The 24294-nt window shown below is 37.7% G+C and carries 26 protein-coding genes; 3 read left to right on the forward strand and 23 right to left on the reverse strand.

Translation table 11 applies throughout. The features are described 5' to 3' along the window. Positions 1 to 12: 12 nt before the first annotated feature. The 12 genes from pgpH to HCB49_RS05935 form a co-directional block, all read right to left on the reverse strand. Positions 13 to 2169: a cyclic-di-AMP phosphodiesterase PgpH gene (gene pgpH, locus HCB49_RS05880; RefSeq protein ID WP_185604353.1), complete on the reverse strand. Its 2157-nt coding sequence runs from the start codon at positions 2167 to 2169 to the stop codon at positions 13 to 15. 15 nt (positions 2170 to 2184) lie between these two features. Then, positions 2185 to 3144 (reverse strand): PhoH family protein, encoded by a 960-nt coding sequence (locus HCB49_RS05885; protein ID WP_185604354.1) that lies wholly within the window; start codon positions 3142 to 3144, stop codon positions 2185 to 2187. A gap of 187 nt (positions 3145 to 3331) precedes the next feature. After that, positions 3332 to 3778 carry a GatB/YqeY domain-containing protein gene (locus HCB49_RS05890; RefSeq protein ID WP_003736634.1) on the reverse strand — a complete coding sequence of 149 codons (447 nt, stop codon included), beginning with the start codon at positions 3776 to 3778 and terminating at the stop codon, positions 3332 to 3334. Between the two features lie 19 nt (positions 3779 to 3797). Further along, positions 3798 to 3971, reverse strand: coding sequence for a 30S ribosomal protein S21 (gene rpsU / locus HCB49_RS05895; RefSeq protein WP_003719762.1), 174 nt, complete (start codon positions 3969 to 3971; stop codon positions 3798 to 3800). A 197-nt stretch (positions 3972 to 4168) separates the two neighbouring features. After that, on the reverse strand, positions 4169 to 4936 hold the full coding sequence (locus HCB49_RS05900) for a 16S rRNA (uracil(1498)-N(3))-methyltransferase (RefSeq protein WP_185604355.1): 768 nt from the start codon (positions 4934 to 4936) through the stop codon (positions 4169 to 4171). Next, a complete protein-coding gene (gene prmA, locus HCB49_RS05905) occupies positions 4937 to 5881 on the reverse strand; it encodes a 50S ribosomal protein L11 methyltransferase (RefSeq protein ID WP_185604356.1) in 945 nt (314 codons plus the stop codon). It abuts the gene before it with no gap. A gap of 72 nt (positions 5882 to 5953) precedes the next feature. Beyond that, positions 5954 to 7084 carry a molecular chaperone DnaJ gene (gene dnaJ / locus HCB49_RS05910; protein WP_008947846.1) on the reverse strand — a complete coding sequence of 377 codons (1131 nt, stop codon included), beginning with the start codon at positions 7082 to 7084 and terminating at the stop codon, positions 5954 to 5956. Between the two features lie 142 nt (positions 7085 to 7226). Then, a complete protein-coding gene (gene dnaK / locus HCB49_RS05915) occupies positions 7227 to 9068 on the reverse strand; it encodes a molecular chaperone DnaK (RefSeq protein WP_185604357.1) in 1842 nt (613 codons plus the stop codon). A 33-nt stretch (positions 9069 to 9101) separates the two neighbouring features. Then, positions 9102 to 9677: a nucleotide exchange factor GrpE gene (gene grpE / locus HCB49_RS05920; protein WP_185479882.1), complete on the reverse strand. Its 576-nt coding sequence runs from the start codon at positions 9675 to 9677 to the stop codon at positions 9102 to 9104. A gap of 41 nt (positions 9678 to 9718) precedes the next feature. Further along, positions 9719 to 10756, reverse strand: a complete 1038-nt coding sequence (gene hrcA / locus HCB49_RS05925) for a heat-inducible transcriptional repressor HrcA (RefSeq protein ID WP_185391397.1) — start codon at positions 10754 to 10756, stop codon at positions 9719 to 9721. A gap of 146 nt (positions 10757 to 10902) precedes the next feature. Beyond that, the gene (gene hemW / locus HCB49_RS05930; RefSeq protein WP_185604358.1) at positions 10903 to 12060 is read right to left on the reverse strand and encodes a radical SAM family heme chaperone HemW; all 1158 of its coding nucleotides are present in this window, start codon (positions 12058 to 12060) and stop codon (positions 10903 to 10905) included. An 88-nt stretch (positions 12061 to 12148) separates the two neighbouring features. Beyond that, positions 12149 to 13177 carry an NAD-dependent epimerase/dehydratase family protein gene (locus HCB49_RS05935; RefSeq protein WP_185604517.1) on the reverse strand — a complete coding sequence of 343 codons (1029 nt, stop codon included), beginning with the start codon at positions 13175 to 13177 and terminating at the stop codon, positions 12149 to 12151. A 112-nt stretch (positions 13178 to 13289) separates the two neighbouring features. Here HCB49_RS05935 and HCB49_RS05940 point away from each other — a divergent pair, with 112 nt between their 5' ends. Further along, positions 13290 to 13727, forward strand: a complete 438-nt coding sequence (locus tag HCB49_RS05940; protein ID WP_185604359.1) for a MerR family transcriptional regulator — start codon at positions 13290 to 13292, stop codon at positions 13725 to 13727. A gap of 46 nt (positions 13728 to 13773) precedes the next feature. Here the strand turns inward: HCB49_RS05940 and lepA are convergent, their stop codons facing one another. Further along, on the reverse strand, positions 13774 to 15600 hold the full coding sequence (lepA, locus tag HCB49_RS05945) for a translation elongation factor 4 (RefSeq protein ID WP_185604360.1): 1827 nt from the start codon (positions 15598 to 15600) through the stop codon (positions 13774 to 13776). 244 nt (positions 15601 to 15844) lie between these two features. On the opposite strand from lepA, the gene rpsT reads away from it, so the two are divergent. Then, on the forward strand, positions 15845 to 16099 hold the full coding sequence (gene rpsT, locus HCB49_RS05950) for a 30S ribosomal protein S20 (RefSeq protein WP_003726526.1): 255 nt from the start codon (positions 15845 to 15847) through the stop codon (positions 16097 to 16099). Positions 16100 to 16184: 85 nt separating this feature from the next. Here rpsT and holA read toward each other — a convergent pair whose 3' ends face one another. After that, positions 16185 to 17216 carry a DNA polymerase III subunit delta gene (gene holA / locus HCB49_RS05955; protein WP_185604361.1) on the reverse strand — a complete coding sequence of 344 codons (1032 nt, stop codon included), beginning with the start codon at positions 17214 to 17216 and terminating at the stop codon, positions 16185 to 16187. Positions 17217 to 17283: 67 nt separating this feature from the next. Beyond that, on the reverse strand, positions 17284 to 19443 hold the full coding sequence (locus tag HCB49_RS05960; protein WP_260479518.1) for a DNA internalization-related competence protein ComEC/Rec2: 2160 nt from the start codon (positions 19441 to 19443) through the stop codon (positions 17284 to 17286). On the opposite strand from HCB49_RS05960, the gene HCB49_RS14335 reads away from it, so the two are divergent. Continuing rightward, positions 19409 to 19549, forward strand: a complete 141-nt coding sequence (locus HCB49_RS14335; RefSeq protein ID WP_260479520.1) for a hypothetical protein — start codon at positions 19409 to 19411, stop codon at positions 19547 to 19549. The two genes, HCB49_RS05960 and HCB49_RS14335, sit on opposite strands and share 35 nt — an antisense overlap. Here the strand turns inward: HCB49_RS14335 and HCB49_RS05965 are convergent. The 8 genes from HCB49_RS05965 to aroE all read right to left on the reverse strand — a co-directional run bounded on the left by HCB49_RS05965 (position 19541) and on the right by aroE (position 24283). Next, entirely contained in the window at positions 19541 to 20101 is a 561-nt protein-coding gene (locus tag HCB49_RS05965; RefSeq protein ID WP_185391403.1) for a ComE operon protein 2, read from the reverse strand. The genes HCB49_RS14335 and HCB49_RS05965 overlap by 9 nt on opposite strands. A 71-nt stretch (positions 20102 to 20172) precedes the next feature. After that, positions 20173 to 20775, reverse strand: a complete 603-nt coding sequence (locus HCB49_RS05970; protein ID WP_185604363.1) for a helix-hairpin-helix domain-containing protein — start codon at positions 20773 to 20775, stop codon at positions 20173 to 20175. 100 nt (positions 20776 to 20875) lie between these two features. Beyond that, positions 20876 to 21607 carry a class I SAM-dependent DNA methyltransferase gene (locus HCB49_RS05975; RefSeq protein WP_185604364.1) on the reverse strand — a complete coding sequence of 244 codons (732 nt, stop codon included), beginning with the start codon at positions 21605 to 21607 and terminating at the stop codon, positions 20876 to 20878. Between the two features lie 56 nt (positions 21608 to 21663). Beyond that, entirely contained in the window at positions 21664 to 22020 is a 357-nt protein-coding gene (gene rsfS, locus HCB49_RS05980) for a ribosome silencing factor (RefSeq protein WP_185391406.1), read from the reverse strand. A 4-nt stretch (positions 22021 to 22024) separates the two neighbouring features. Then, positions 22025 to 22600, reverse strand: coding sequence for a bis(5'-nucleosyl)-tetraphosphatase (symmetrical) YqeK (yqeK, locus tag HCB49_RS05985; protein WP_185604365.1), 576 nt, complete (start codon positions 22598 to 22600; stop codon positions 22025 to 22027). Next, entirely contained in the window at positions 22587 to 23153 is a 567-nt protein-coding gene (locus HCB49_RS05990; protein WP_185604366.1) for a nicotinate-nucleotide adenylyltransferase, read from the reverse strand. Before HCB49_RS05990 ends, yqeK begins: the two co-directional genes overlap by 14 nt. An 18-nt stretch (positions 23154 to 23171) precedes the next feature. Beyond that, entirely contained in the window at positions 23172 to 23462 is a 291-nt protein-coding gene (gene yhbY / locus HCB49_RS05995; protein WP_185391409.1) for a ribosome assembly RNA-binding protein YhbY, read from the reverse strand. Then, positions 23462 to 24283 (reverse strand): shikimate dehydrogenase, encoded by an 822-nt coding sequence (gene aroE / locus HCB49_RS06000; protein ID WP_185604367.1) that lies wholly within the window; start codon positions 24281 to 24283, stop codon positions 23462 to 23464. Before aroE ends, yhbY begins: the two co-directional genes overlap by 1 nt. Between the last annotated feature and the right edge of the window lie 11 nt (positions 24284 to 24294).

Here is a 24294-nt window from a genome sequence, read left to right on the forward strand (position 1 = left end):
GTCCTCCCTATTTCAATCTTTGTCATCAGGATATTGAATTCGTTGATGATATATTCCATTTAATGTGGCGATTAATGTGTCACGAATAATTCTAATTTCTCTAATCGTAATATCACACTCTGTAAACTGCCCATCTAGGAAGCGATCTTTAATAATTCCGTCAATAATTTCTGTTATTTTTGCCATCGTTGGTTCTTTGGAAGAACGCACCGCAGCCTCCACACTATCAGAAATATTGATAATCGCAATTTCTTTCGTTTGTGGTTTTGGTCCGCTATAACGATAGTCTGCTTCTTTTACATCCGGATTTGTCTCTTTTGCTTTAAAATAGAAATATTTAAGCAAAGTAGTACCGTGATGTTGTAATGCGATATCAATAATTGGTTGTGGCATGTGGTTCTCTTTTAAAATCTCTGCACCATCTTTTGTATGCGAGAGAATTATATCACGACTTTGTTCTGGTGTCAGCCTATCATGCGGATTAATTCCTTGTAATTGATTTTCTACAAAATACGGTGGTCTTAATGTTTTACCAATATCGTGATAAAAACACCCAACCCGAACAAGTAAACTATTTGCGCCAATTTTATCAGCACATGCTTCTGCCAAATTGGCTACCATCATACTGTGATGATACGTACCAGGCGCTTTCATTAGAATTTTTTTCAGTAATGGATGGTTTGGATTGGCTAGTTCTACTAAACGACTAGTAGTTAATAAGCCGAAAATTGTCTCAAATAACGGAATAACTCCAACGCCGAGAATAAAGGCACCAAACCCACCTAAAAAGGCGTAACCGATTGCCATTAACGTAGAAACTTGCAATAGCGAGCTGTTGTTTATGAATAACAATAGTAATACATAAACTATATTTATTAAGCCAACCATAAACCCTGAAAACATAATAGCTGAACGTCTGCTGTAATCACGCAATGCTACAACACTTGTCATACCGCTTAGTAAGATAAACACAGTTATGCCACTATTCGCGTCATTTTGAAAGGTTAACAAGCTTGTGACAGCGATAAAAATAACACTCAGAAAGGCATATTTTTCGTTCAGTAATATTTTTAGTATCATCGGTGCAAATGCTGCCGGGAATAGGAAAGCAATATTACTGATATTTTGCGTTTCTAAGAATAAAATAATTAAAAGCATGAATAGCGAAACAACGTATACAGAAGAGAAAATCAGCATCGTTTGCATTTTTTTCGCTTTAGGTTGCGTCTGCTTTTTCGTATAAAGAAACAAGATTGCTGCTAGCGCAATAATGAAAATCGCAAAACCGGCGTATTGTTTTACAGGCATTTTTTGATCAAGTAGATGCAGCATTTTTAACTGACGGTAATTTTCTCTGTCAACAATTTGGCCTTCTTGTACAATAACTTGCCCTTGTAAAATTTTCACAGGAACAACCGATTGCGCTGCTTCTTTGCGTCTAGCGTCGGTTTGCTCTTCATTATAAATTTCGTTGGGTACGATTGCATAAGAGACTAAGGCTTTTGATACGCTTTTGTAATAAGAAGGTATAGCAGATAGTTCGATATCATCGCGTGCTCTAATTTTAACGGAATTTAGATTCTCATCACGGATTTTGTTCTCCATGGTTTTGGCCACTTCGGTTGTTACGACATCTTCCATGATGTTAAAATCTTTATTTTTCGCTTCGATTAAAGTTGTAAGTACTTCATCGGATATGTTAGAGGTTATTTTTTCTGATACATTGTTGGATAATTTATCTTTTAAGTTTTTTAGTTTCGTTTCTGTTGTCGTTGGAGCGGGAGCAGGTTTATCCTCTTTTGTGGCTTTTTCTTTGTTTTTTGTGTCGTTATCTTCGGCCTCTGCATTTACTTCATTTACATAGGCGAATACACTTTGGATAAGAGCTACTCGATTTTGACCAGTTTCGCGATTGTACACATAGACATCTTCTACGGCATCGCTTGCTTTGGTCCGTTCTTCTTTCGTTTTTTGTGTATCTTCTACGGTTTGCGGTGAACGAATTGTTTTTTCAGCAACTTGGAATAATTTAACATTGTATGATTCCGGTTTCGTCATTTGGCAAACGAGAAAATACGCTATAACAGCAAAACAAACAAGGAGCAGCGGAAAAAGGTATTTCTTTCCACTTTCGATGTACCAATTTCTCCATTTCTTAGGTAGTTTCACATCTTAGTCTCCTTTCTAATTTTGTTTCCCTTCGTAAGCTTTAATTATTTCAGCAACTAATGGGTGTCTGACTACATCATGATGTTCAAAATAAACAAAACCGATATCTTTGACGTCTTTTAAAACTTGTTCTGCGTTTACAAGGCCACTGTTTGCGCCTTTTGGTAAGTCAATTTGCGTCATATCGCCATTGACAATCATTTTAGAATCATAGCCAAGGCGTGTTAAAAACATTTTCATTTGTGCGATGGTCGTATTCTGCGCTTCGTCTAGGATGACAAAAGCATGATCTAGTGTACGTCCTCTCATATAAGCCAGAGGAGCTATTTCAATGACGCCGCGGTCCATTAACCTTGTTGTATGCTCTGTGCCGAAAATATCGTATAGCGCATCGTATACAGGTCGTAAATAAGGATCTACTTTTTCTTTTAGGTCTCCTGGTAGAAATCCTAAGCTTTCTCCAGCTTCAACGGCAGGTCTTGTTAAGATGATTTTGCTGACATTTCCTTTTTTCCATGCGTCTACTGCCATAACCACTGCAAGATATGTTTTACCAGTACCAGCTGGGCCAACACCGAAAACGATGTCGTGTTTTTTGATCATTTGAATATAGGTTCTTTGACCGAATGTTTTAGGGCGAATAGGCATCCCTTTAGCGTTCTTCGTGATTTCTTCTTCAAATAGTGTGTGGAAGTAGATTAATGTGCCGTTTCTTTGCATTTTGACTGCTTGAGCGATATCACGACCGTCAATATGAATACCGCGTTTTACGGTTAGAATAAGTTCGTTTAAGACGGCTGTCGTATGTTGTACAGGTTCTTCTTCTCCTGTGATAGATAATGATTCTCCCCGTGTGATAATTTTTACTTGAAGTAATTCTTCTAAAAGTTCGATATTCTTATTATTATTGCCGAATAAATCTTGAATATTTGTGTCATCAGATAATTCGACTACTTCATTAAATTCATTTAGCATTGGCTAACCCCTTCACCTGTTATAAGTGCCTTGATTAGTTATATTATACACGAAATTGCCTTGCTTGAAAAACGAAGCGATAGCAACTACGCAAATCGAGTAAAAATAAGCATAAAAAAACAGGATTTCCTCCATAAAATACGAAGGAACCCTGTTTCTTAATGTTTCAAAACTAGTTTGAATTAGTTTATGAAAGATATTTTTTTACGAATTGGTTAACAGCACCGCCGTCAGCTTTGCCTTTTACTTTAGGCATAATTGCGGACATTACTTTGCCGAAATCAGCTTTACTAGATGCGCCAACTTCTTCGATAGTTGCTTTCACAATATTCTCAAGCTCTTCAGGAGTCAATTGTTTTGGCGCGTAGTCCTCCACAATGACAATCTCGGAACGGACTTTATCAGAAAGGTCGCTACGTCCAGCTTTGTCAAACTCTGCTAGAGAATCTCTGCGTTGTTTGAGTTCGCGGGAAATCACGGTTACTTCATCATCCGGAGTAAGATCTTTCACACCTTGGTGAATTGCTTCGTTTTGTAAAGCTGCTTTTAACATACGAATAACGGAAAGTTTTTCTTTCTCTTTATCGCGCATCGCTTGTTTCATATCTTCATTTAACTTGTCAAGCAGTGTCAACGAAATCATCGCCTTTTAATTAGAATTTGCGTTTTCTTGCTGCTTCGGATTTTTTCTTACGTTTTACGCTTGGTTTTTCATAAAATTCGCGCTTTCTGGATTCTTGCAAAGTTCCACTTTTGGAAACAGTACGTTTAAAGCGACGAAGAGCATCTTCAAGCGATTCGTTTTTACGAACTACTGTTTTTGACATCTCTCTTTCCCTCCCTCCGGCACTTACATGCACTCACTTAAATCCTTCATTTAAGTTCCAGAATAGGACATAACGGAAAATAAATTATGAATTATTCTGAAGTAATGCAGATAAGCATTCACTCATTAAAAATTATATACGAAACATCGGGCATCGTCAACATGAAATCGTTAACTTTCGCATAAAACTTTGAAATGTTATTCGTTTTTATTTTTATAAAGGTCAAAATAGAACGAAGCTGCGGATAAAACATAGAGCGGAGCAGTTTCTGTTCTTAAAATTCTTGGGCCTAGTCCAGCGAGTTGTGCATTCACTTCTTGAAGAAGAACAAGCTCTTTTTCGCTAATGCCGCCTTCTGGTCCAAAAATGCATAAAACAGAATGTCCGGGCTTAATAGTTTGGAATAAACTGGCAAGCGCGCTAACCTCGCCTTCTCTGGCACTTTCTTCATAAGCAGCAATCACGTAGTCATAATGAACATGGTCGAACATTAATTCTTTAAAGCTAGCAGCATAATGCACTTCTGGTACGATTGTCCGATGTGATTGTTCGGCTGCTTCTTGCGCAATTTTCTGCAGACGTTCGATTTTTTTAATGACTTTTTTTTCATCCCACTTCACTACAGAACGTTCGGCTTTGAAAGGAATAAATTGATGCGCGCCTAGTTCGGTGGCTTTTTGGATAATCAGTTCTAGTTTATCACCTTTCGGGAGGCCACTCGCAATCGTAATTTCAATTGGCAACTCCGTATTTTCCTCCAACCATTTAACGAGATTTAATAGCACTTCCTCGTCATTAATGGCAGTTATCGCGGCGATACACGTTTTTTTACTTGGGAAAGCGATGAAAACTTGATCGGATTCTTTCATTCGCATGACACGAACCATATGATGAAAATTTTCTCCTGTTATGCTGATTGTATCGTTATCGTTTTCGAGTTCGTTTGTTACGAAATAACGTTGCATTTATTCCACTCCTCGTTTGGAAATAATCGCAACCCAGTCCCCTTGTTGCTCGATTTTTTCGATAATAAGTCCAGCATTTTTCAGCGCTTCTTCTACTACTTTTGCTTTATCTTCAATAATTCCGGAAGCGATGAAAATTCCGCCTGGTTTTAGTGCCGCATAAACATCGTCAGGGAAAAGTAAAATAACCTCTGCTAAAATGTTTGCGACTACGATATCAACGTTTGTTTTATTAATATCTTGAAGTAGATTGTTTTGTTTAACGGTAATGATATGTTCTGTTTTGTTCAGCTGAATATTTTCTTCGGCTGCACGAGTGGCAATTTCGTCGAGATCCGTTGCTAAGATAGACTTAGCACCTAATTTGGCGCTGGCAATACTTAATACGCCTGAGCCGGTTCCGACATCAATGATATCATCCCCTGGTTGCAAATAGTCACTTAAAGCGCGAATACATAGTTGGGTAGTCGGATGCGTTCCTGTACCAAAAGCCATTCCTGGATCCAGTTCAATGATTATTTCGTTCGCGGATGCTTCGTAGGTTTCCCAGCTAGGCACGATTGTAATTCTGTCGGTGATTTGAACCGGATGATAGTATTTTTTCCAAGCAGTAGCCCATTCTTCATCATCGACATCATTCACAACAAACTGAAATTTACCTAATGGGATATCAAAAGTTGTGAGGTTTTTCAAGGTTTGTTCGATTTCTGGGATTTGCTCCACGAATTCGGTTGTTTTTAAAAAATACGCTTTAATGATTACGCCTTCTTTTGGATAATCTTCGCGTTTAAGTGCGTAAATTTCACCAAATTTATCTTCGCGTTCACGCAAAAAGTCAGCTACATCTTCAATTGATACGCCGGCTGCGCCAAATTCTGTTAAAACATTTGCCACTGGCTCTACTGCTTCATTTGTTGTATGGACTTCTACTTCTGACCATTCCATTTTTTAACACTCCTTTAGTATGTAGAAAAGGTCGATGGTTGCTTCTCGCACAACTATCGACCTCTACGTTCATCAATCGCCTTTAAAAGCTCGTTTCATTTTGTCAAAAAATCCGGATGTTTGCTCATCTACTTTGTCTCCTGTAGTGGAAGCAAATTCACGTAAGATTTCTTTTTGTTTATCATCTAGTTTTTTCGGAACGATTACTTTGACGATGACGTGTTGATCACCTGTTCCGTTGCCACGAAGATGCGGAACGCCTTTGCCACGTAAGCGGAAAGTTGTTCCTGTTTGAGTACCACTCGGAATTTTCAAGCGAACTTTACCGTGAACAGTTGGAACGTCAATTTCGTCGCCTAAAGTTGCTTGTACGAATGTGATTGGGACTTCTACATAAATGTCATCTGCTTCACGTTCGAAAAATTCATCTGGAATAACGACAAATACCACATATAAATCGCCGTTAGGTCCGCCATTAATGCCAGCTTCCCCTTCGCCAGATACGCGCATTTGTTGGCCATCATTAACACCAGCTGGAACTTTCACTTTGATTTTTTTTGTTTTTGTTACGCGGCCTTTACCATGACATGTAGCACATTTTTCTTTAATTTCTTTACCAGTACCATTACAGTATTGGCATGTGCGTTTATTAACTACGCGGCCGAATGGGGTGTTTTGTTCCACGTTAATAGAACCTTTCCCACCACAATGGCTACATTTTTCAGGTGTAGTTCCTGGTTTCGCGCCAGAACCATGACACGTATCACAGTTTTCTTCACGAGGAATTTCGATTTCTGCATCTTTACCAAAAACGGCTTCTTTAAATTTAAGACGCATCGTATATTGTAAATCGCTACCTTGTCTTGGTGCGTTTGGATCTTGTTGACGTCCACCGCCACCGAAGAACGTATCAAAGATATCTTCAAATCCGGAGAATCCGCCACCACCAAAACCGCCTCCAGCACCGCCGCCGAAGCCTTGGTTTGGATCTACATGTCCGTATTGGTCATATTGTGCACGTTTTTGTGGGTCACTTAATGCTTCATAAGCCTCTGATATTTCTTTGAATTTTTCATCAGCGCCTGCTTCTTTATTTATGTCCGGATGATACTGTTTGGACAGTTTCCGGTAAGCTTTTTTTATTTCGTCCGCTGAGGCGCTTTTGGAAATACCAAGCACTTCATAGTAATCTCGTTTTGCCATCCGCCATCACTCCTGTCCATGATAGATTTTTATAGTCCTAACGTATTGTAACATTTGAAAGAGATGTTGTAAAAACTTTATTTCAGATAAAAAGCCAAAGCCACAGTAGACTTTGACTCATTATCCTTACCTGTTAAAAAGATTATTTATTTTCTTTGTCGTCGTCATTTACTTCTTCAAATTCAGCGTCTACGATGTCGTCGTTTTGAGGAGCTTCTTGACCTTCTGCACCGCCAGCTGCTTGTTGTTCTGCTGCAGCTTGTTCGTATAATTTAACAGATAGGTTTTGAACGATTTCGTTTAAGCTTTCTGTTTTTTCTTTGATAGCTTCGAAATCTTCACCTTTAAGCGCTTCTTGTAATTCGTCGCGAGCAGCTTCTGCTTTTTTCACTTCTTCTTCGTCTACTTTGCCTTCTAGTTCTTTCAATGTTTTATCTACAGTGAATACTAGTTGGTCAGCGTTGTTGCGAAGTTCTGCGTTTTCTTTGTTCTTTTTATCTTCTTCAGCATTAGCTTCTGCATCTTGAACCATTTTTTCAATTTCTTCGTCTGTTAAACCTGAAGAAGATTTAATAACGATGTTTTGTTCTTTACCAGTTCCAAGATCTTTCGCGCGAACAGTTACGATACCATTTTTGTCGATATCAAATGATACTTCGATTTGTGGAATACCGCGTGGTGCTGCTGGAATATCCGCTAATTGGAAACGACCTAATGTTTTGTTGTCTTTTGCCATTGGACGTTCACCTTGAAGTACATGAATATCTACGGCTGGTTGGTTATCAGCTGCTGTAGAGAATGTTTGAGATTTAGATGTTGGAATTGTTGTGTTACGTTCGATTAGTGTAGTCATAACGCCACCCATTGTTTCGATACCAAGGGATAATGGGGTTACGTCAAGTAGTACAACGTCTTTTACATCACCAGTGATTACGCCACCTTGAATTGCAGCACCCATTGCTACAACTTCATCTGGGTTTACACCTTTATGTGGCTCTTTGCCTAATTCTTTTTTGATTGTTTCTTGAACTGCAGGAATACGAGTAGATCCACCAACTAAAATAACTTGGTCAATATCACTTGCAGAAAGGTTTGCATCTTTTAATGCTTGACGAGTTGGCGCAATAGTACGTTCAACTAAGTCATGTGTTAATTCATCAAATTTAGCACGAGTAAGGGTTACTTCTAAGTGAAGTGGACCAGCTTCTCCAGCTGTGATAAATGGTAAGGAGATTTGTGTGCTTGTTACGCCAGAAAGATCTTTTTTCGCTTTTTCAGCTGCATCTTTCAAACGTTGAAGCGCCATTTTGTCTTGGCTTAAATCAATGCCATTGTCTTTTTTGAATTCAGCTACTAGATAGTCGATAATTTTTTTGTCAAAGTCATCTCCACCTAGTTCGTTGTCGCCGGCAGTAGAATGTACTTCAAATACGCCGTCACCTAGTTCAAGGATAGATACGTCAAAAGTACCGCCACCAAGGTCAAATACTAAAATTGTTTGGTCTGTTTCTGTTTTATCCATACCGTAAGCAAGTGCTGCCGCTGTTGGTTCGTTAATGATACGTTCTACTTCAAGTCCAGCGATTTTACCAGCATCTTTTGTAGCTTGACGTTGTGCATCGTTGAAATAAGCTGGGACAGTGATAACTGCTTTATCCACAGTTTCGCCAAGGTAATCTTCTGCATAGCTTTTTAGGTATTGCAAAATGATTGCACTGATTTCTTGTGGAGAGTAGTCTTTTCCTTCTACTGATTCTTTGTAGTTAGTCCCCATGTGACGTTTAATAGAACTTACTGTGTTTGGGTTTGTGATAGCAGCACGTTTTGCTACTTCACCTACTTGGCGTTCGCCGTTTTTGAAACCAACTACGGAAGGTGTTGTACGTGCACCTTCTGGGTTAGGGATGATTTTAGCTTCTCCGCCTTCTAATACTGCTACTGCAGAGTTTGTTGTTCCTAAGTCAATACCGATAATTTTGCTCATTGTTATTTCCTCCTGTTATTCAGTAATTATTTTTTATTGATTTACTTTTACCATTGATGGGCGAATAACCCGATCTTTTAATTTATAACCTTTTTGAAGTTCGGCAGTGATTTCGTTACTTTCTGCATTTTCGTCACTGTCTTGCATAACGGCTTGATGGAAATTCGGGTCAAATTGTTCGCCGACAGCCGGAATAACTTCAATACCTTCTTTTTCAAAAGCAACAAGAATTTGGTTGTACACCATTTCCATTCCTTTTAAAATTTGCTTCACTTCTTCATGGTCAGAAGTCGTTGCAAGTGCTTTTTCAAAACTATCTAGTGCAGGAAGTAAATCTTGCGCTAGGCTTTGCGAACGATATTTCTGACTAGCATCACGGTCTGCGATATGTCTTTTTTTGACGTTTTCGAAGTCCGCTTGCATACGAAGGTAGCGATTTTCCACTTCATCTAGTTTGTTTTCAAGTTCTAAAATCTTCGTTTGTTCTTCGGTTAAAGTATCGGCCGGAGCTTCTTCTTCAACTGTTTCTTCTGATTCATCTAAAATGTTCAATTCTTCTTGTTCGATTTCATCAGCTAGTCTTTCTTTTTTATTCTTTTTCTCAGACACTTTAGCCACCTCCTGAAAAAACTTGTGCTTTTTCAGCCTTCCTAATTTTGGTTATCACGATAAAGTTTGGTTAACACATCGGTTAAATCTCGACTCATTACATCAACAAGTCCCATCATCCTACTGTATTCCATTCTTGTTGGACCTAGGAGTACGATACCGCCAACGCGTTCGCCAGCAATATTATACGTCGCTGTAATGATACTACAATCTTCCATTAGACTATTATTGTTTTCACGGCCAATTTTCACTTGGAGGCCATCGGGAATATCCCTAAACAATTCATACACATCTTGTTCTTCTTCCATCAAATGAAGCATCTCACGGACTTTATTAATATCATGAAATTCTGGTTGGTTCAGGATATTTGTTTTTCCGCCAAAATACACTTTTTGCTGACTTGCTTGGGCAAAAGAATCCGAGAATACATGCATAAAACTTTCGTAGTTTCTGACATGTTTACCAAGTAGTTCTTTTACTTCCATAGGTATTTGTACTTTTAAATCATCAAGCGAAAGTCCTATCAACCGTTCATTTAAAATGTTGACCATTCGTTCGATATCGGAAAGCGTTGAGCCCTCAGGTATGGTCACGAGATGATTATCAACATGCCCTTGATCGGTAATTAAAATGAGCATTGCTTGAAAATTATTTATTGGTACAAATCTAAAGCCACTTAAATGATTTTTCGTCGCTTCAGGACCAAGCAAGATGGACGTGTAATTGGTTAAATCGGATAACATTAAAGCTGAATTTTGGATAAGTCCTTCCATTTCGTAGTAATTCTCTGAAAAGAAAGAACGAATCATTTGCCTGTCGGATTTATCGAGCTTTTTGGGCTGGAGTAAATAATCGACATAGAAGCGGTACCCTTTCTCAGAAGGAACTCGTCCGGACGAGGAATGCGTCTTTTCAATAAAGCCGTATTCTTCGAGGACACCCATCTCATTACGGATAGTCGCGGAACTATAAGGCAAACCTTTTTCTTTCAGCAAATTCTTTGATCCAACCGGCTGAATAGTCCAAGTGAAATGATCGATGATGGCACGGAAAATCAAAAGTTGTCTTTCTGTTAACATAGCAATCACCTCTTTTAGCACTCCATAACGTCAAGTGCTAAATACAAGTATAAATTTACCAAACAATTCCACCTTAGTCAACCGAAAACACTCGATTTCAGACTAAAGTAGGATTGTTTGGTCAAAAAAGGTCAAATGATGCGGTTTTAAAGAAATTCTTGGAAAACATTATTCCCTAAAAATCTTCCGCTTCTTGTAAGTGCCACATTTTCTTCATTATTTTCGAGCCAGCCTTTTGCCATTGTTTTTTGAATGGCATTAGCAAAAGTGGCGTCTAAATCTTGGCCGAATTTTTGCTTAAAGTGGTTTTTGTTGACGCCGTCTACTTTCCTAAGACCTAAGAACATTTCTTCTTCCATTTTTTCTTTTAGCGTAAGTTCTTTTTGTTGGAATGTTGGTAGTTTGTTTTCTTGTAAGGGTTCCATGTATTTTTTGATTGGTCCGAAATTGCTGTAACGTGTGTCGCCAACATAGCCATGTGCGCCAGCGCCGAATCCGTAGTAATGTTCGTTGCTCCAGTAAGTAATATTGTGTTTGCTTTGGAAGCCTTCTTTGGCAAAATTACTAATTTCATATTGTTTGCGATCGTGCTTTTCCATTTCATTCAGCAATAAGTCGTACATATTTGCTTCGGCGTCTTGACCGGGAAGGATGAGTTTTCCTTTTTGCATTAGGTTGTAGAAAATCGTTTTTGGTTCGATAATGAGCGAATATGCGGAATAATGGGGTAAATCTAAGTCGAGCGCTTGTTTTAATGTGTCTTTGAAATCTGCTTCTGTTTGTCCGGGTAAGCTAAAGATTAAATCAATGCTCACGTTTTCGAAACCGATTTTGCGCATATTTTCGACGGATTGGTAGACGTCTTTCACCGTATGAATCCGGCCGATTTTTTTGAGTAGTTCGTTGTTAAAGCTTTGAACGCCCATACTAATGCGGTTAACGCCGTGATCTTGCATTGCTTGTAATTTAGATAGCGAGAGATCCCCGGGATTTGCTTCGAAAGAAAATTCGATATCTTTTTTGAGTGGTAATATTTCTTGGATTGCTGTACAAAGTCTGGCAATTTGCGCTTCGTTTAAGGTCGTAGGTGTTCCTCCGCCAACAAAAACTGTATCCACTGGTGCGATTGCTCCTTTTGCGGCTGTGAGTTTCATTTCTTTTATTAGTAAATCTACGTATTCGTCGACAGGTTGTCCTTCTAAGAATACTTTATTGAAATCGCAGTAATAGCAAATATGTTCGCAAAACGGAATATGGATATATACCGCTGAACGCTCATTACTCGATTGGTTCGTATTTATCATTTTCATCAATTCCTTGCACTTAAAATTGGCTTCGTTGTCCATTAGTCAGTTTAACATATTTTTAAGGGCTTATGTGGTGGATTCGCTTTTAATCTAGTAAACCGTACTTCGCCAAACTATCAACTGCGGCTAAGACAGCTTCTTCTTTCGTGGAAATGGGCGTCCAACCTAACATGTTTTTTGCTTTTGTATTGCTTATTTGGCGATTCATATTAATCATTAACTCGCCTTCTTTGGCATGTTTGTTAAATAAGGCAGCTACTCTAATAGCGGCGTTCGGTAAAGTTTTTTGTGGCATTTTAGAAATAAGTTCGGGACGCTCTTGGCGTAGTAAATGAGCGATATCTTCCATACTGATTTCTCCGTCTGCAGATGCGATAAATCGTTCGCCATTTGCTTTTTTAGTAATCATTGCGCGGATGTGTAAATCAGCGACATCTCTTGCATCTACTACATTCAATGGGATGTTTATAATGCGTTTCATGGAACCGTTCAACAGATTTTTTAGTAAGTCAAAGCTTCCAGAAACATGGCTACTTTGCGATGGTCCGAAAATAGCCACTGGATTAATCGTTGCAAATTCTAATTCTGTTTCGTTCTCCATAAATTTCCAAGCTTCTTTTTCTGCGATTAGTTTCGATTTTTCATAGGCCGATAATCCTTTAGCAAACTCATCGGTCCAAAATTCTTCTGTTGTGATGCTCGTTTTGTCTGCGTTACTAAAACCAATTGCGCCAAAATTAGACGTCATAACTACTCGTTTTACTTTGGCCGCTTTGGCTGCTTTTAGAATTCGTGTGATGCCGTCTATTGCCGGGCGGATTAATTCGTCTTCGTTTTTAAATTTACCAAAAAACACTGGTGATGCGACACTCAGCACATATTCGCAGTCGAGCATAGCTTCTTTCCAACCTGCATCTTTGGATAAATCAAGTTCAACAAAGGATAGTTGCGTAAAATCTGTTATTCCGTTATTTTTTAGTATTTTAATGACGTTATCTTTACTTTTTAAAGAACGGACCGTTGTTTTGACATGGTAGCCTTTTTGCAATAATTGAAAGATAATGTGCATTCCTAAAAATCCAGTTCCACCAGTTACTAATACGTTGTTTTTCATCATAAATTCCTCCGATAATATTAAATTTTGCTTATTTGTTTTATTAACTTTATACTTACTGTAAACCCTAGAGTATGGTATAGGGCAAGTAAATTAATTATTGGAGGAAAAAATGACTTATTCTATTAAAGAGGTATCCAAAATATTTAATTTGTCGATTTATACATTGCGTTACTATGATAAACAAGGTTTGCTACCGTTTGTTTCTAAAAATCAGTCTGGATATCGCGAATTTACCGAATCGGATTTGAAATTAATTCATACAATTTGTTGTTTAAAAAATACGGGAATGCCGCTAAAGCAAATCCGCACGTATATTGATTGTGTTATGGAGGGGCCTGTTTCTATTGAAACGCGGAAACAGTTACTTTTAGATCATCGGACAGTTGTTTTGAAAAGCTTAGCGGATTTAACGGAAAATCTAAAAGAAGTGGATGTGAAAATAGCGAAGTATTCCTCCCCTAATGCTGTAGAAGTTATTACCGCTGAGCGAAATTATGTCAGCATGGAGAAGAAAAATCATGATTTAATTTATCCTTATCATATATAAAAAAAGTTGTGCCAAGAACGTATTTGTTCATAGCACAACTTTTTTATTATTTCGATTCATCCATTTTCAAGATTGCCATGAAAGCTTCTTGTGGAACTTCAACGGAACCGATTTGTTTCATACGTTTTTTACCTTCTTTTTGTTTCTCTAGGAGTTTCCTTTTACGAGATACGTCCCCACCATAACATTTAGCAAGTACGTTTTTACGCAGTGCTTTAATAGTAGAACGAGAAACAATTTTTGTCGCAATTGCTGCTTGGATTGGTACTTCAAACTGTTGTCTTGGAATAAGTTCTTTTAATTTCTCAACGATAATTTTACCACGCTCGTAGGCAAAATCACGATGAACGATAAAGCTTAATGCATCTACTTTTTCGGCATTTAAAAGAATATCCATTTTCACCAGTTTAGAAGCTTTATAGCCAATTAATTCATAATCAAAGGACGCATAGCCTTTTGTGGATGATTTTAATTGGTCGAAAAAGTCATAAACAATTTCGGAAAGCGGAATTTCGTATACAATACTCACACGGATATCATCTAAGTACTCCATCGTAATGAAGTTTCCACGTTTGTTTTGCGCTAGTTCCATGACTGCGCCAACGTAATCATTCGGTACCATGACTGTTGCTTTTACGTATGGCTCTTCCACGCTTTCAATTACGCCAGGTTCGGGCATTTCAGCAGGATTATCAACGACGATGTTGGAGCCATCTGTTAAGTTGACATGATAGATAACACTTGGAGCAGTAGTGATTAAATCGATGTTAAATTCGCGTTCAATTCGCTCTTGAATGATTTCCATGTGAAGTAATCCTAGGAAACCACAACGGAAACCGAAGCCTAACGCTTGAGAAGTCTCCGCTTCAAATTGAAGAGCGGAGTCATTTAGTTCTAGTTTTTCTAAAGCATCACGCAAATCATTGTATTTAGAAGAATCGATTGGATACAAACCACAGTAAACCATTGGATTCAATTTGCGGTAACCATCAAGTGCTTCTTCAGCTGGATTATTCGCTAGCGTGATCGTGTCACCTACTCGCGTATCGCCAACATTTTTGATAGCAGCTGTTAAGTAACCTACATCACCAACAAGTAATTCGTCGCGCGGTGTTGCTTTTGGAGAAAAAACACCTACTTCCGTTACTTCGAATTCTTTACCATTCGACATCATTTTAATTCTGTCGCCGGCTTTCACAACGCCATCCATGATACGAATGTTGGCAATAACGCCGCGGTACGCATCAAAAACGGAATCAAAAATTAGCGCTTTTAACGGTTTATTTACATCTCCAGAAGGTTCTGGCACTTTTTCAACGATTTGTTCAAGAATGTCCCCAATACCAATACCTGATTTTGCCGAAGCGAGTACAGCGTCGGACGCATCTAAGCCGATAACGTCTTCAATTTCTTCACGGACTCTTTCTGGATCGGCCGCGGGTAAATCGATTTTGTTAATAACAGGTAAAATTTCTAAATCATTATCTAGTGCAAGGTAAACATTGGCAAGTGTTTGTGCTTCAATCCCTTGCGCAGCGTCTACTACTAGAATGGCTCCCTCACATGCAGCCAAACTTCTTGATACTTCATAAGTGAAATCGACATGTCCCGGCGTATCAATCAAATGGAAAATATATGTTTCGCCATCTTTTGCTTTATACTTTAATTGGACAGCATTTAATTTTATGGTTATCCCGCGTTCACGTTCTAAATCCATCGAATCTAGTAGCTGATTTTTCATTTCACGATGCGTTAATGCACCTGTTTGTTCTAAAATCCGATCAGCGAGTGTAGATTTACCATGATCTATGTGCGCGATAATCGAAAAGTTTCTAATTTTCTTTTGTCTTGCATTCATTTCTTCTTTGTTCATTTCCCCAGCTCCTGATTAGAACTCATCGCATAAATCCGATGGCAAGCTATCCTTGATTATATCAGTAGAACGCTTAACATTCAATGACTTCTTTATTAAATACAGATAAATTTAAAATAAAATAGAAAGTATTATTGCAATATGGCTGTGATTTCGGTATAATAGCATTTGTTCTGATATAATTTAAAAAGGTATGTTATATGAAATAAATACTACCTCATTAGTTTGGACGGAGGTGAATGGAATGCCAAATATTAAATCTGCAATTAAACGTGTGAAAACTGCTGAAACTCGCAACAGCCGTAATGCATCTCAACGTTCTGCAATGCGTACTGCTATCAAAAAATTTGATGAAGCAGCTGCAAACAACGCGGACAACGCGAAAGATCTTTACGTAGAAGCATCGAAAAAATTAGATAGCGCTGTGAGCAAAGGATTGATTCACAAAAACAATGCTGCTCGCAACAAATCTCGCTTAGCTGCTAAATTAGCTAAATAATACCGAGTTCGGTATAAAACATCACACCTTGTGTGGTGTTTTTTGTTTGTAAAAATAGCTTTGTCCTTAGCGACAAAGCTATTTTTTATACTGTTTTTTGACGATTATCCTGTAATTCAAACAAAAACCATTCGAGTTTCTGTTCCTTATCACCAAAACCTGTTTTCATTTCAAAGTCTATTTCAGCTAATCGTTTTAAAGCTTGACTTAATTGTCGTTCTGAGAAATTCTTTGCTTGTTTGGATGCTAACTTCACGCGAAATGGATGCACTTTTAATTTAGTTGCAGCTTGTTGTTGTGAATATCCTTGTTGTTCTAGCAGCTTTAATTGGTTCAACAACCGGAATTGGCTAGAAATTAATGCTAATATTTTGATAGGTTCCTCTTTTTGTTTTAATAAATCATAATAAATTCGGAGCGCCCCACCAATATCCATGGCGATCATTTTATCAAGTAGCAAGAAAATGTTCTGCTCTAACGAACGAACAACTAAAGATTCTACCTCTTGAACCGTGATTTCTTTTGTATCAAAGCAATAGAGCATTAATTTTTGCAATTCATTCATAGCTGTTGTTAACTGACCGCTAGTTAATTCAATAAGTCGAGTTATGGCTGCTTGTGACATTTGCATGTGATTTTCGCCTATTTTTGCTTCAATCCATTTTTTTAGTTCATTTTCATTAGGTCGCTTTGCTTCTATGACTGTAGCTGTTTTTTTGAGGAGTTTAGTTAGTTTTTTACGTTCATCCAATTTTTCTACGCGCGCCACAAAGCATAGCACAGAGTAGTCTACAGGTTCGTTGAGATACGCTTCTAATTTCGCTGTATCGTGTTCCACTTTATTTTTACTTTTTTCCGTCGTTAAAAAGAGCGGATTGTTTGCCATTACTAAACGTCTATCACCAAAAAATGGCATACTTTCTGCTTCTTGAACGACTGCTTCAATCGGCATTTCTTCTAAATCTAGGTTGGCATAGTTAAATTCTACCTCTTCGCCATCTAAAATGTTATCTATTAAAAGTTGCTTTGTTTCGTTAATAATATAATCTTCTGTTCCAATGATTAAATACACTGGAGTTATTTTTTTGGAGCGTATCTGTTTCCATTCTGGCAGCATTCATTTCGCCTCGCTTCACTCTTATTTCTCTTTCTATGGTAAAACATGAAATAAGAGATAGCAAGTTTTATTTCAAAGTCGCTTCAAAGCCTTTTCCAAATGTATAAATTATTTCTCCTTGTAAATCTGTTCGCAAAATCGTTGTCTCTGCTTCTTCTAGCGTATTTAAAGTTTCTATATGAGGGTGACCGAAACGATTTTTCACTCCACAAGAAATAATGACAAAAGTTGGTTGGACTTGTTGTATAAATTCTTTGGATGTCGAAGTTTTGCTACCATGGTGTCCTACTTTTAGAATATCTGCTTTAACTGGTTGATCTAACAGTTTTTGTTCCCCGTTTGCCTCTAAATCTCCGGTGAAAAGCCACACTTTATTATCTAATATCGCTTTTAAGACAATAGAGTCATCGTTTCCGCCAACACCCGCTTGCGTTGGGTACAAGCATTCAAAACGGCTTTCACCCACTTGCCAGTTCGCTCCCGCTAAAATAATTGTTTGCTTTATTTGCGGCATTGCATCGAGCGTTTCTTTCATGATTGCTTTATTTTCGGAACCTTGGGCAAAAATAAGTTCCTTAATAGAAATATTTTTCGCTAAGTCATCGAGCCCTTCCATATGATCTGCATCACTATGGGTAATGATTACTTTATCTAGACTGCTAATCCCTTTTGATTTTAAAACTGGAGTGAGTGTACTTCCGCCAATGGTAAATGGTTTTCTTTTTTTCGCCCAGTCTTCTTTCTCAAACGGAAGTTGCCCACCTGTATCAATTAAATAGTTGCCTTTGTTGTAAGGTAATTGAATTAAAATACTATCCCCTTGCCCTACATCAACAAAACTAACTTTGCCACTAACATTAAAACTGGAAAAATAACAGAGTAGACAAAAAATGATAAAAATCCTTACCGGAAACTTATTCTTTTGCCACTGATAAAAGAACAACAAGATGGTAACTATAATTAATATAAGAATCACCGTGTTAGGTCTTCCAGTCACAATGGTTTGATGCGGTATCTTCGCGAAAACATTAGTAAGGCTTTCTATCAATTGGATAAGAAAAACAAGCATAGATTCAGGAATAGTAGCGAGCGTCCGGGAACACATAGACAATAAAAAGACACTTATGCAACCAGGTAATATGATAATTGTAAAAATCGGTACATATAGCAAGTTGAAAAAAATTCCTACCCATGAAAAAGAATAAAAATGATACATCATCACAACGGATGACATTATCGTTGAAACAAAGGATATCGCGAGTGATTTGGTGAAGATATTTTGTTGTCTAGTTAATATTTGTCTCGATGATAAAATAATGCCAAATGACACTGCATAAGAAAGCTGGAATCCCACTTCGTAAATGACATATGGTTGTAGGAAGTAAAATAGAATAAAGGATAAGCAAATAACTGAAAACGAACTCCATTTGGTTGCATATTTTTCGGATAATAAAAGTAATGCTGTCATTGTTGCCGCACGAATAACTGGTGGATTGGCTCCTGTGAAGATAACATAAAACGGTAAAAAACCAAGCAGACAAATAATGGCTCGTTCGCGACTTATGCTAAACTTTAGCAATAAAAAATAAATAGCTCCAATTAATAAATTAACATGAAGTCCTGAGATCGCTAATAGATGGACAACACCCATTTGCTGGTAGGTTTCATACATTTCAGGCGAAAAGCCATTTTTCTCACCAGTAATTAACGCAAGGAAATAAGGATTTATTGTTGGAGAAATATTTTCGCTTATATGTGCTATTGTTTGTAAACGGATATTTTGAATACGCATTAAGATGGATGGTGAAACTCTATTTGAAATTGATAGTGAGTTAGCTTGAAGTACATAGTGTATTTTTTGACGTTTAAGATACGTTTGGTAATTAAATTGGTTTTGATTACGATTGGCTTGAGGGGTTTCTAGATTTGCGGAGACAGAAATAAACTGTCCGTATTGAAGCCTTTTTAATTTTTGCTGTTCTTCTGCTGTTGTAATTGTATAACGCAATTGAAATACTTCTTTTTCGTAGCGTACGATAGCTTGAAAACTGTCACCATCAATCTTTAAATTATCTATTATTTGACAGTTTTCATTAAATTCAGTTGCTGAAAAAGTGGTTGTATTCGATTTTTCGACAATAAATAAAAAGCCACATATTAGAAGATAAATGAGGATAAAAAGAAGGATTCTTTTGGATTTTTTAATAAAAGCAATCAAACTGAGCAAACAAATACATATGGGAACGAAAGAGCTTGTAACAGTTGCACAAACAATAGCTAAAACAATCATAGCTAAATATCGCTCGATAACGTTCCCTCCTTATTTAGTTTAATTTTTCTGAGATGTGTTGGTACAGTTGCTCTGCTTTTTCTGGTTCAATATTTACTTCGACTGCTGCTTCTTTGACTAAAGTATGCATTTTTTCTTCGTTCCAATTGTTTACTTGGAGAACGGATTCATCAAATTCTACTTTTTGCAATTCAACACCAGCAATCTTAAATAATTCCAAAGCGTACGAATGATTTTTGTAATCTTTGGCAAAATATACTTTCTTGATTCCTGCTTGGATAATGGATTTCGTACAAGCAAGACAAGGGAAGTGCGTCACATATAATTCTGCATTATCTGTCGTGGCACCAAATTTGGCACATTGTAGGATGGCGTTCATCTCTGCGTGAATGGTTCGGATACAGTGACCGTCTACAACGTAACAACCATGTTCTGCGCAATGATCCCCACCAGCGATGGACCCGTTATATCCGCCCGCAATAATACGTTTATCTCGAACTATTGTCGCACCTACCATTAGTCGTGTACACGTGCTCCTTGATGATATTAGATGACTTTGCGCCATAAAAAACTGATCCCATGCGATCCTTTGCACATTAAAAACTCCCTTATGATTTGATAAATATTAGTATAGGTGTTTAGAAGGAAGTTCGTCAACCACTTTTATTAATTAACATCCAAATATTCTTTTAATTTTTCTACGGTTTTTTCGCCTATGCCAGAAACATTCTTTAAATCGTCTATTGTTTGAAATAAACCTTCTTTTTCGCGGTACTCTATAATGGCGGTTGCTTTTGAGTCGCCAATTCCTGGTACTTGTTGTAAATCTACTTTTGTTGCGCTATTAATATTGATTTTATCGGTTGTACTTGTTGTTTCTCCCGTGTTTGATGCCGGTAAATCTGGTCCTTCCTCTCCTTTTTTGTAGACATAAATACTCATCTCATCTTTTAATTTTTCTGCTAAGTTTAATTTGCTGTTATCTGCTTCTTCTGTGAGTCCTCCTGCTATCTTCACTACATCTTGCACTCTAGCATCAGCTGGTAATTTATACACGCCAGGTGTCCGCACTGCGCCTTTAATGTCAATGTATAGATGGTTTGGTGTCTTTACTTCTTCTTTAACAGGTTTTTCTTCTTTCGTCACTGTTTGTTTTGCCGATATTTCCTCTGTGCCTCCATTTGGTAAACAAATATATACTAATCCAGCACAAAGAATAGCAACGCCAATTAATAAATAATTTTTGTGTTTTTTCAGAAGCTCCATCATGTCTATCACCGCCTTAATATACTATTCGCCAAATCCGTTCAAAATCCTTTTTGCAAACGAAACGGAAAATGGCATAAAAAAAGAAAGTAATCTTTGAAAATTACTTTCTTGCTACGAAAAAGATTCTTTCGCTTGTATTGGTTGGTTTTTCGAGGCTAAAATCAGCATAAATATCTATTTTCGTAAAGCCAGCTTTTTTTAATATATTTTCATAGGTAGTGATGGGATAGGTTCGTTCTTTGTGTAATTCGTCTACCCGGTTATACGTATCATCTTCCCCTAAAATGTAAAAAGTTAGCTCATGTTCGACGGAATGAGGATATTCGCCAGGAAAAGAATTCCAAATTGTGGAAATTTCCTCATCACTATCTCCGTAAGAATAATCTTTAAAGCCTTGCTCTATTTTATATACAGAATGCACATCAAATAAAAACAAGCCATTTGGTTCCAAATGTGTTGATACTGATTGGATTGTGTCCTCAAGCGCTTGTTCTGTTTCCAAATAATTAAGCGAATCACAGAAACAGGTGATAACATCAAAAGTTTGATTTAAAGCTAATTTTGACATATCTTGTTCTAAAATCGGCAAATTAATTTCAGCTGCTGCCACTTTTTCTTTGGCAACGGCCACCATTTCTTTCGATAAATCCACGCCAGTAACCTGATGACCTAAAAAGCTTAATCGTAGCGCAAACTCTGCAGTACCACATGCTAAATCGAGTACTTTTTTCGGTGTTTCACCAATAAAATCTGCAGAAAATTCTACCCATTCATCATAAAGTTCAGAATCCATGAGCCTATCATAGAATCCTGGAAAATATTCATAACTCATTATTAACTTCTCCTTAAAAAAACAGACGAGAATACTCCCGCCTGTTCTGTTTGTTATTAAGAGACAAACGCTGCAGAAACGTCCACAAGTGGTGCGTCTCCCCATAGTTTTTCTAGGTTATAGTAAGAACGTTCTTCTTTGTGGAACACGTGAATAATAACATCGCCTAAGTCGATTAACACCCATTGTGCCGCATCAAAGCCTTCTAAACGTTTCACATCTACTTGGTTTTCTAATGCTTTTTCTTTAATTTCACGAGCGATTGCTTGGACTTGTTTGTCTGAATTACCATGGCAGATAACGAAATAATCTGCAAAACTTGATAACCCCTTCATATCTAATGCTAAAATATCCTCTGCTCTTTTATCGTCTGCTGCCTTTGCGGTCAGCATTAATGTATCGTAACTGTTCAAATTATTAATAGTCTCCTTCCAAATTTAAATTAACAAAATAATTGTAGGCATCCAGTGTGTCTGGAAAAACCAATTGTTGCTTTTTAATCAAGTGCGTAATCGTATTAGATAGAGCGAATAGCATTGCTTCATCCAATGATTTAAGTGCTAATCTACGCGCTTTATATACACCAGGAAAAGATCTTCCTTGTTCTGTATAGTCGGCTAAGTAGATAAGTTTATCGAAATCAGACATCGTAGCGCTTCCTGTTGTATGCAAGCGAATAGCTTCTAGTATTTCTGTATCAGTAATACCAAATTCTTTTTCGGCCAAATAGGCGCCAACTGGAGCGTGCCACAGCGAACGATGAAATTCCAGCAAACGCGGATCATAACCCTCGTCCTCGATGATTTTTCTTGCTTTATCATCTTCATAGTACTTGGCATAATCGTGTAGTAAAGCGGTTATTCGAGCTTTTTCTACATCCATATGATAATGTTCTGCAAGTTCTACAGCTGCTTTTTCTACGCCTAAAGTGTGTGTGAAACGTGCACTCGGCATAGCTGCTTCTACTTTTTTTAGCACTTCATTTCTTTCCATAAAGTTGATGCTCCTTTATATATGACCATACTTTTTCGGGTAAAAAGGTTTCCGCGTGTTCGATATCATTCCTAATTTCTGTGGAAGAAATAGTCGTTTCCGGCATGTCGATTTTAACGACATCATATGGAACTTCTGGTTGATAAAGTGGGCGATTAACCCCAACGAACGTTACCATTTTTACTAAGTCATCTATATGATACCACTTTGGCAAATATTCTACCATGTCTCCACCGATAATAAAATAAAAATCAGTATCCGGCTGCTCGCTTATCATATCACGCATTGTATCATACGTATAGGACTTTCCTGCGCGCATGAGTTCACGTGTATCAACTTCAAACGAATCAATGCCTTCTATCATCAATTGAAGCATTTCAACACGTGCCTCACTGGAAGCCATACCACTAATATGTTTATGTGGCGGAATTTTATTAGGTAGAAATAAGATTTTTTCAAGGCCGAGCTGCTTTTTGGCCTCTTCTGCCATGCGGAGGTGCGCTAAATGTGGTGGATCAAATGTTCCGCCTAAAATACCGACTTTACGTTTCATCGCAGGGTTCCTCCAGATTTACGGTAATTTAATTTGTGGCTTATTTACAGAAGTTTTATAAAGAATAATTGTTCTACCAATCACTTGGACGATATCTGCTCCTGAACGCGCACTAATTTTCTCTGCAACGGTTTGTTTGTCTTCCTCACAGTTTTGTAAAATGGAGATTTTAATTAATTCTCTCACTTCTAGCGCTTCTTTTACGTGAATAATTAAGTTTGGTGATACGCTTCCTTTTCCTACTTGGAAAATGGGTTGGATATTATGTGCTTCTTTTCTTAAAAAACGTTTTTGTGTAGCTGTTAACATTAGTTTCCTCCTAATTGTTCGAGTACTGCTTCTTTCATCAGTGATCGCTCTGGTTTAATGCCAGTCCATATTTCAAAGGCAAGTGCCCCTTGATTAACAAACATTGGTAAGCCGTTTTGGGTAATAGCCCCATTTTTCTTTGCTTCTTTTAGAAAGGCCGTTTCTGCTGGATTATAAATAATGTCAGAACAAATCGTTCCCTTTGACACATTTGCCAGTGAAATCGGGCTTTTGTTTTTAGAAGCTTCCAGACCGATAGAAGTGGTTTGAATGATAATCGTAAAGTCAGCCACCTCATTTTCTGCTTCTTGCAGTGTCATCGCATGGTGATTCGCGTTATCTTTCGTCATCTCTATCGCTTTTTCTGTTGTTCGGTTGGCAACGGTAATTTTGGCGTCTGTATGACTTGTAAGCGCGAGATAAATCGCCTTACTTGCGCCGCCTGCCCCCGTGATTAGAATTGAATCTGCCGCTGTAATCGGGCGAATTTCTTCTAATCCTTCTAAGTAGCCTTTGCCATCTGTGTTGAATCCGTACCATTTGTCGTCTTTTCTGAGCACAGTATTCACCGCGCCAGATGCTGCTGCAAGATCTTCTAGTTCGTCTAAAAATGGTAAAATGCGCTCTTTAAAAGGTGTAGTAATATTAAAACCACGCACGCCAGAATCCATTAATTTTTTGATTTCTGTTTCAAAAGCGTCTTCTTCTATTAAAACAGAGTTATACTCCGCGTTCATTCCAAGTTCTTGGAAAATCCGATTTTGCATAGCTGGTGATAACGAGTGACGAATAGGATTTCCGATAACAACATATTTTTCCAAATGACAGGCCT

The organism is Listeria cossartiae subsp. cayugensis, assembly GCF_014229095.1.
Lineage (GTDB): Bacteria > Bacillota > Bacilli > Lactobacillales > Listeriaceae > Listeria > Listeria cayugensis.

What these genes read in the sequence shown, in the direction of transcription:
- HCB49_RS05885 (WP_185604354.1), bottom strand. Translation starts at nt 3,144, where the DNA reads ATGCTAAATGAATTTAATGAAGTAGTCGAATTATCTGATGACACAAAT.
- rpsU (WP_003719762.1), bottom strand. Translation starts at nt 3,971, where the DNA reads ATGTCAAAAACAGTAGTTCGTAAAAACGAATCGCTTGAAGATGCTCTT.
- HCB49_RS05900 (WP_185604355.1), bottom strand. Translation starts at nt 4,936, where the DNA reads ATGCAACGTTATTTCGTAACAAACGAACTCGAAAACGATAACGATACA.
- prmA (WP_185604356.1), bottom strand. Translation starts at nt 5,881, where the DNA reads ATGGAATGGTCAGAAGTAGAAGTCCATACAACAAATGAAGCAGTAGAG.
- dnaJ (WP_008947846.1), bottom strand. Translation starts at nt 7,084, where the DNA reads ATGGCAAAACGAGATTACTATGAAGTGCTTGGTATTTCCAAAAGCGCC.
- dnaK (WP_185604357.1), bottom strand. Translation starts at nt 9,068, where the DNA reads ATGAGCAAAATTATCGGTATTGACTTAGGAACAACAAACTCTGCAGTA.
- hrcA (WP_185391397.1), bottom strand. Translation starts at nt 10,756, where the DNA reads ATGTTAACAGAAAGACAACTTTTGATTTTCCGTGCCATCATCGATCAT.
- hemW (WP_185604358.1), bottom strand. Translation starts at nt 12,060, where the DNA reads ATGATAAATACGAACCAATCGAGTAATGAGCGTTCAGCGGTATATATC.
- HCB49_RS05935 (WP_185604517.1), bottom strand. Translation starts at nt 13,177, where the DNA reads ATGAAAAACAACGTATTAGTAACTGGTGGAACTGGATTTTTAGGAATG.
- HCB49_RS05940 (WP_185604359.1), top strand. Translation starts at nt 13,290, where the DNA reads ATGACTTATTCTATTAAAGAGGTATCCAAAATATTTAATTTGTCGATT.
- lepA (WP_185604360.1), bottom strand. Translation starts at nt 15,600, where the DNA reads ATGAACAAAGAAGAAATGAATGCAAGACAAAAGAAAATTAGAAACTTT.
- rpsT (WP_003726526.1), top strand. Translation starts at nt 15,845, where the DNA reads ATGCCAAATATTAAATCTGCAATTAAACGTGTGAAAACTGCTGAAACT.
- holA (WP_185604361.1), bottom strand. Translation starts at nt 17,216, where the DNA reads ATGCTGCCAGAATGGAAACAGATACGCTCCAAAAAAATAACTCCAGTG.
- HCB49_RS05970 (WP_185604363.1), bottom strand. Translation starts at nt 20,775, where the DNA reads ATGATGGAGCTTCTGAAAAAACACAAAAATTATTTATTAATTGGCGTT.
- HCB49_RS05975 (WP_185604364.1), bottom strand. Translation starts at nt 21,607, where the DNA reads ATGAGTTATGAATATTTTCCAGGATTCTATGATAGGCTCATGGATTCT.
- yqeK (WP_185604365.1), bottom strand. Translation starts at nt 22,600, where the DNA reads ATGGAAAGAAATGAAGTGCTAAAAAAAGTAGAAGCAGCTATGCCGAGT.
- HCB49_RS05990 (WP_185604366.1), bottom strand. Translation starts at nt 23,153, where the DNA reads ATGAAACGTAAAGTCGGTATTTTAGGCGGAACATTTGATCCACCACAT.
- yhbY (WP_185391409.1), bottom strand. Translation starts at nt 23,462, where the DNA reads ATGTTAACAGCTACACAAAAACGTTTTTTAAGAAAAGAAGCACATAAT.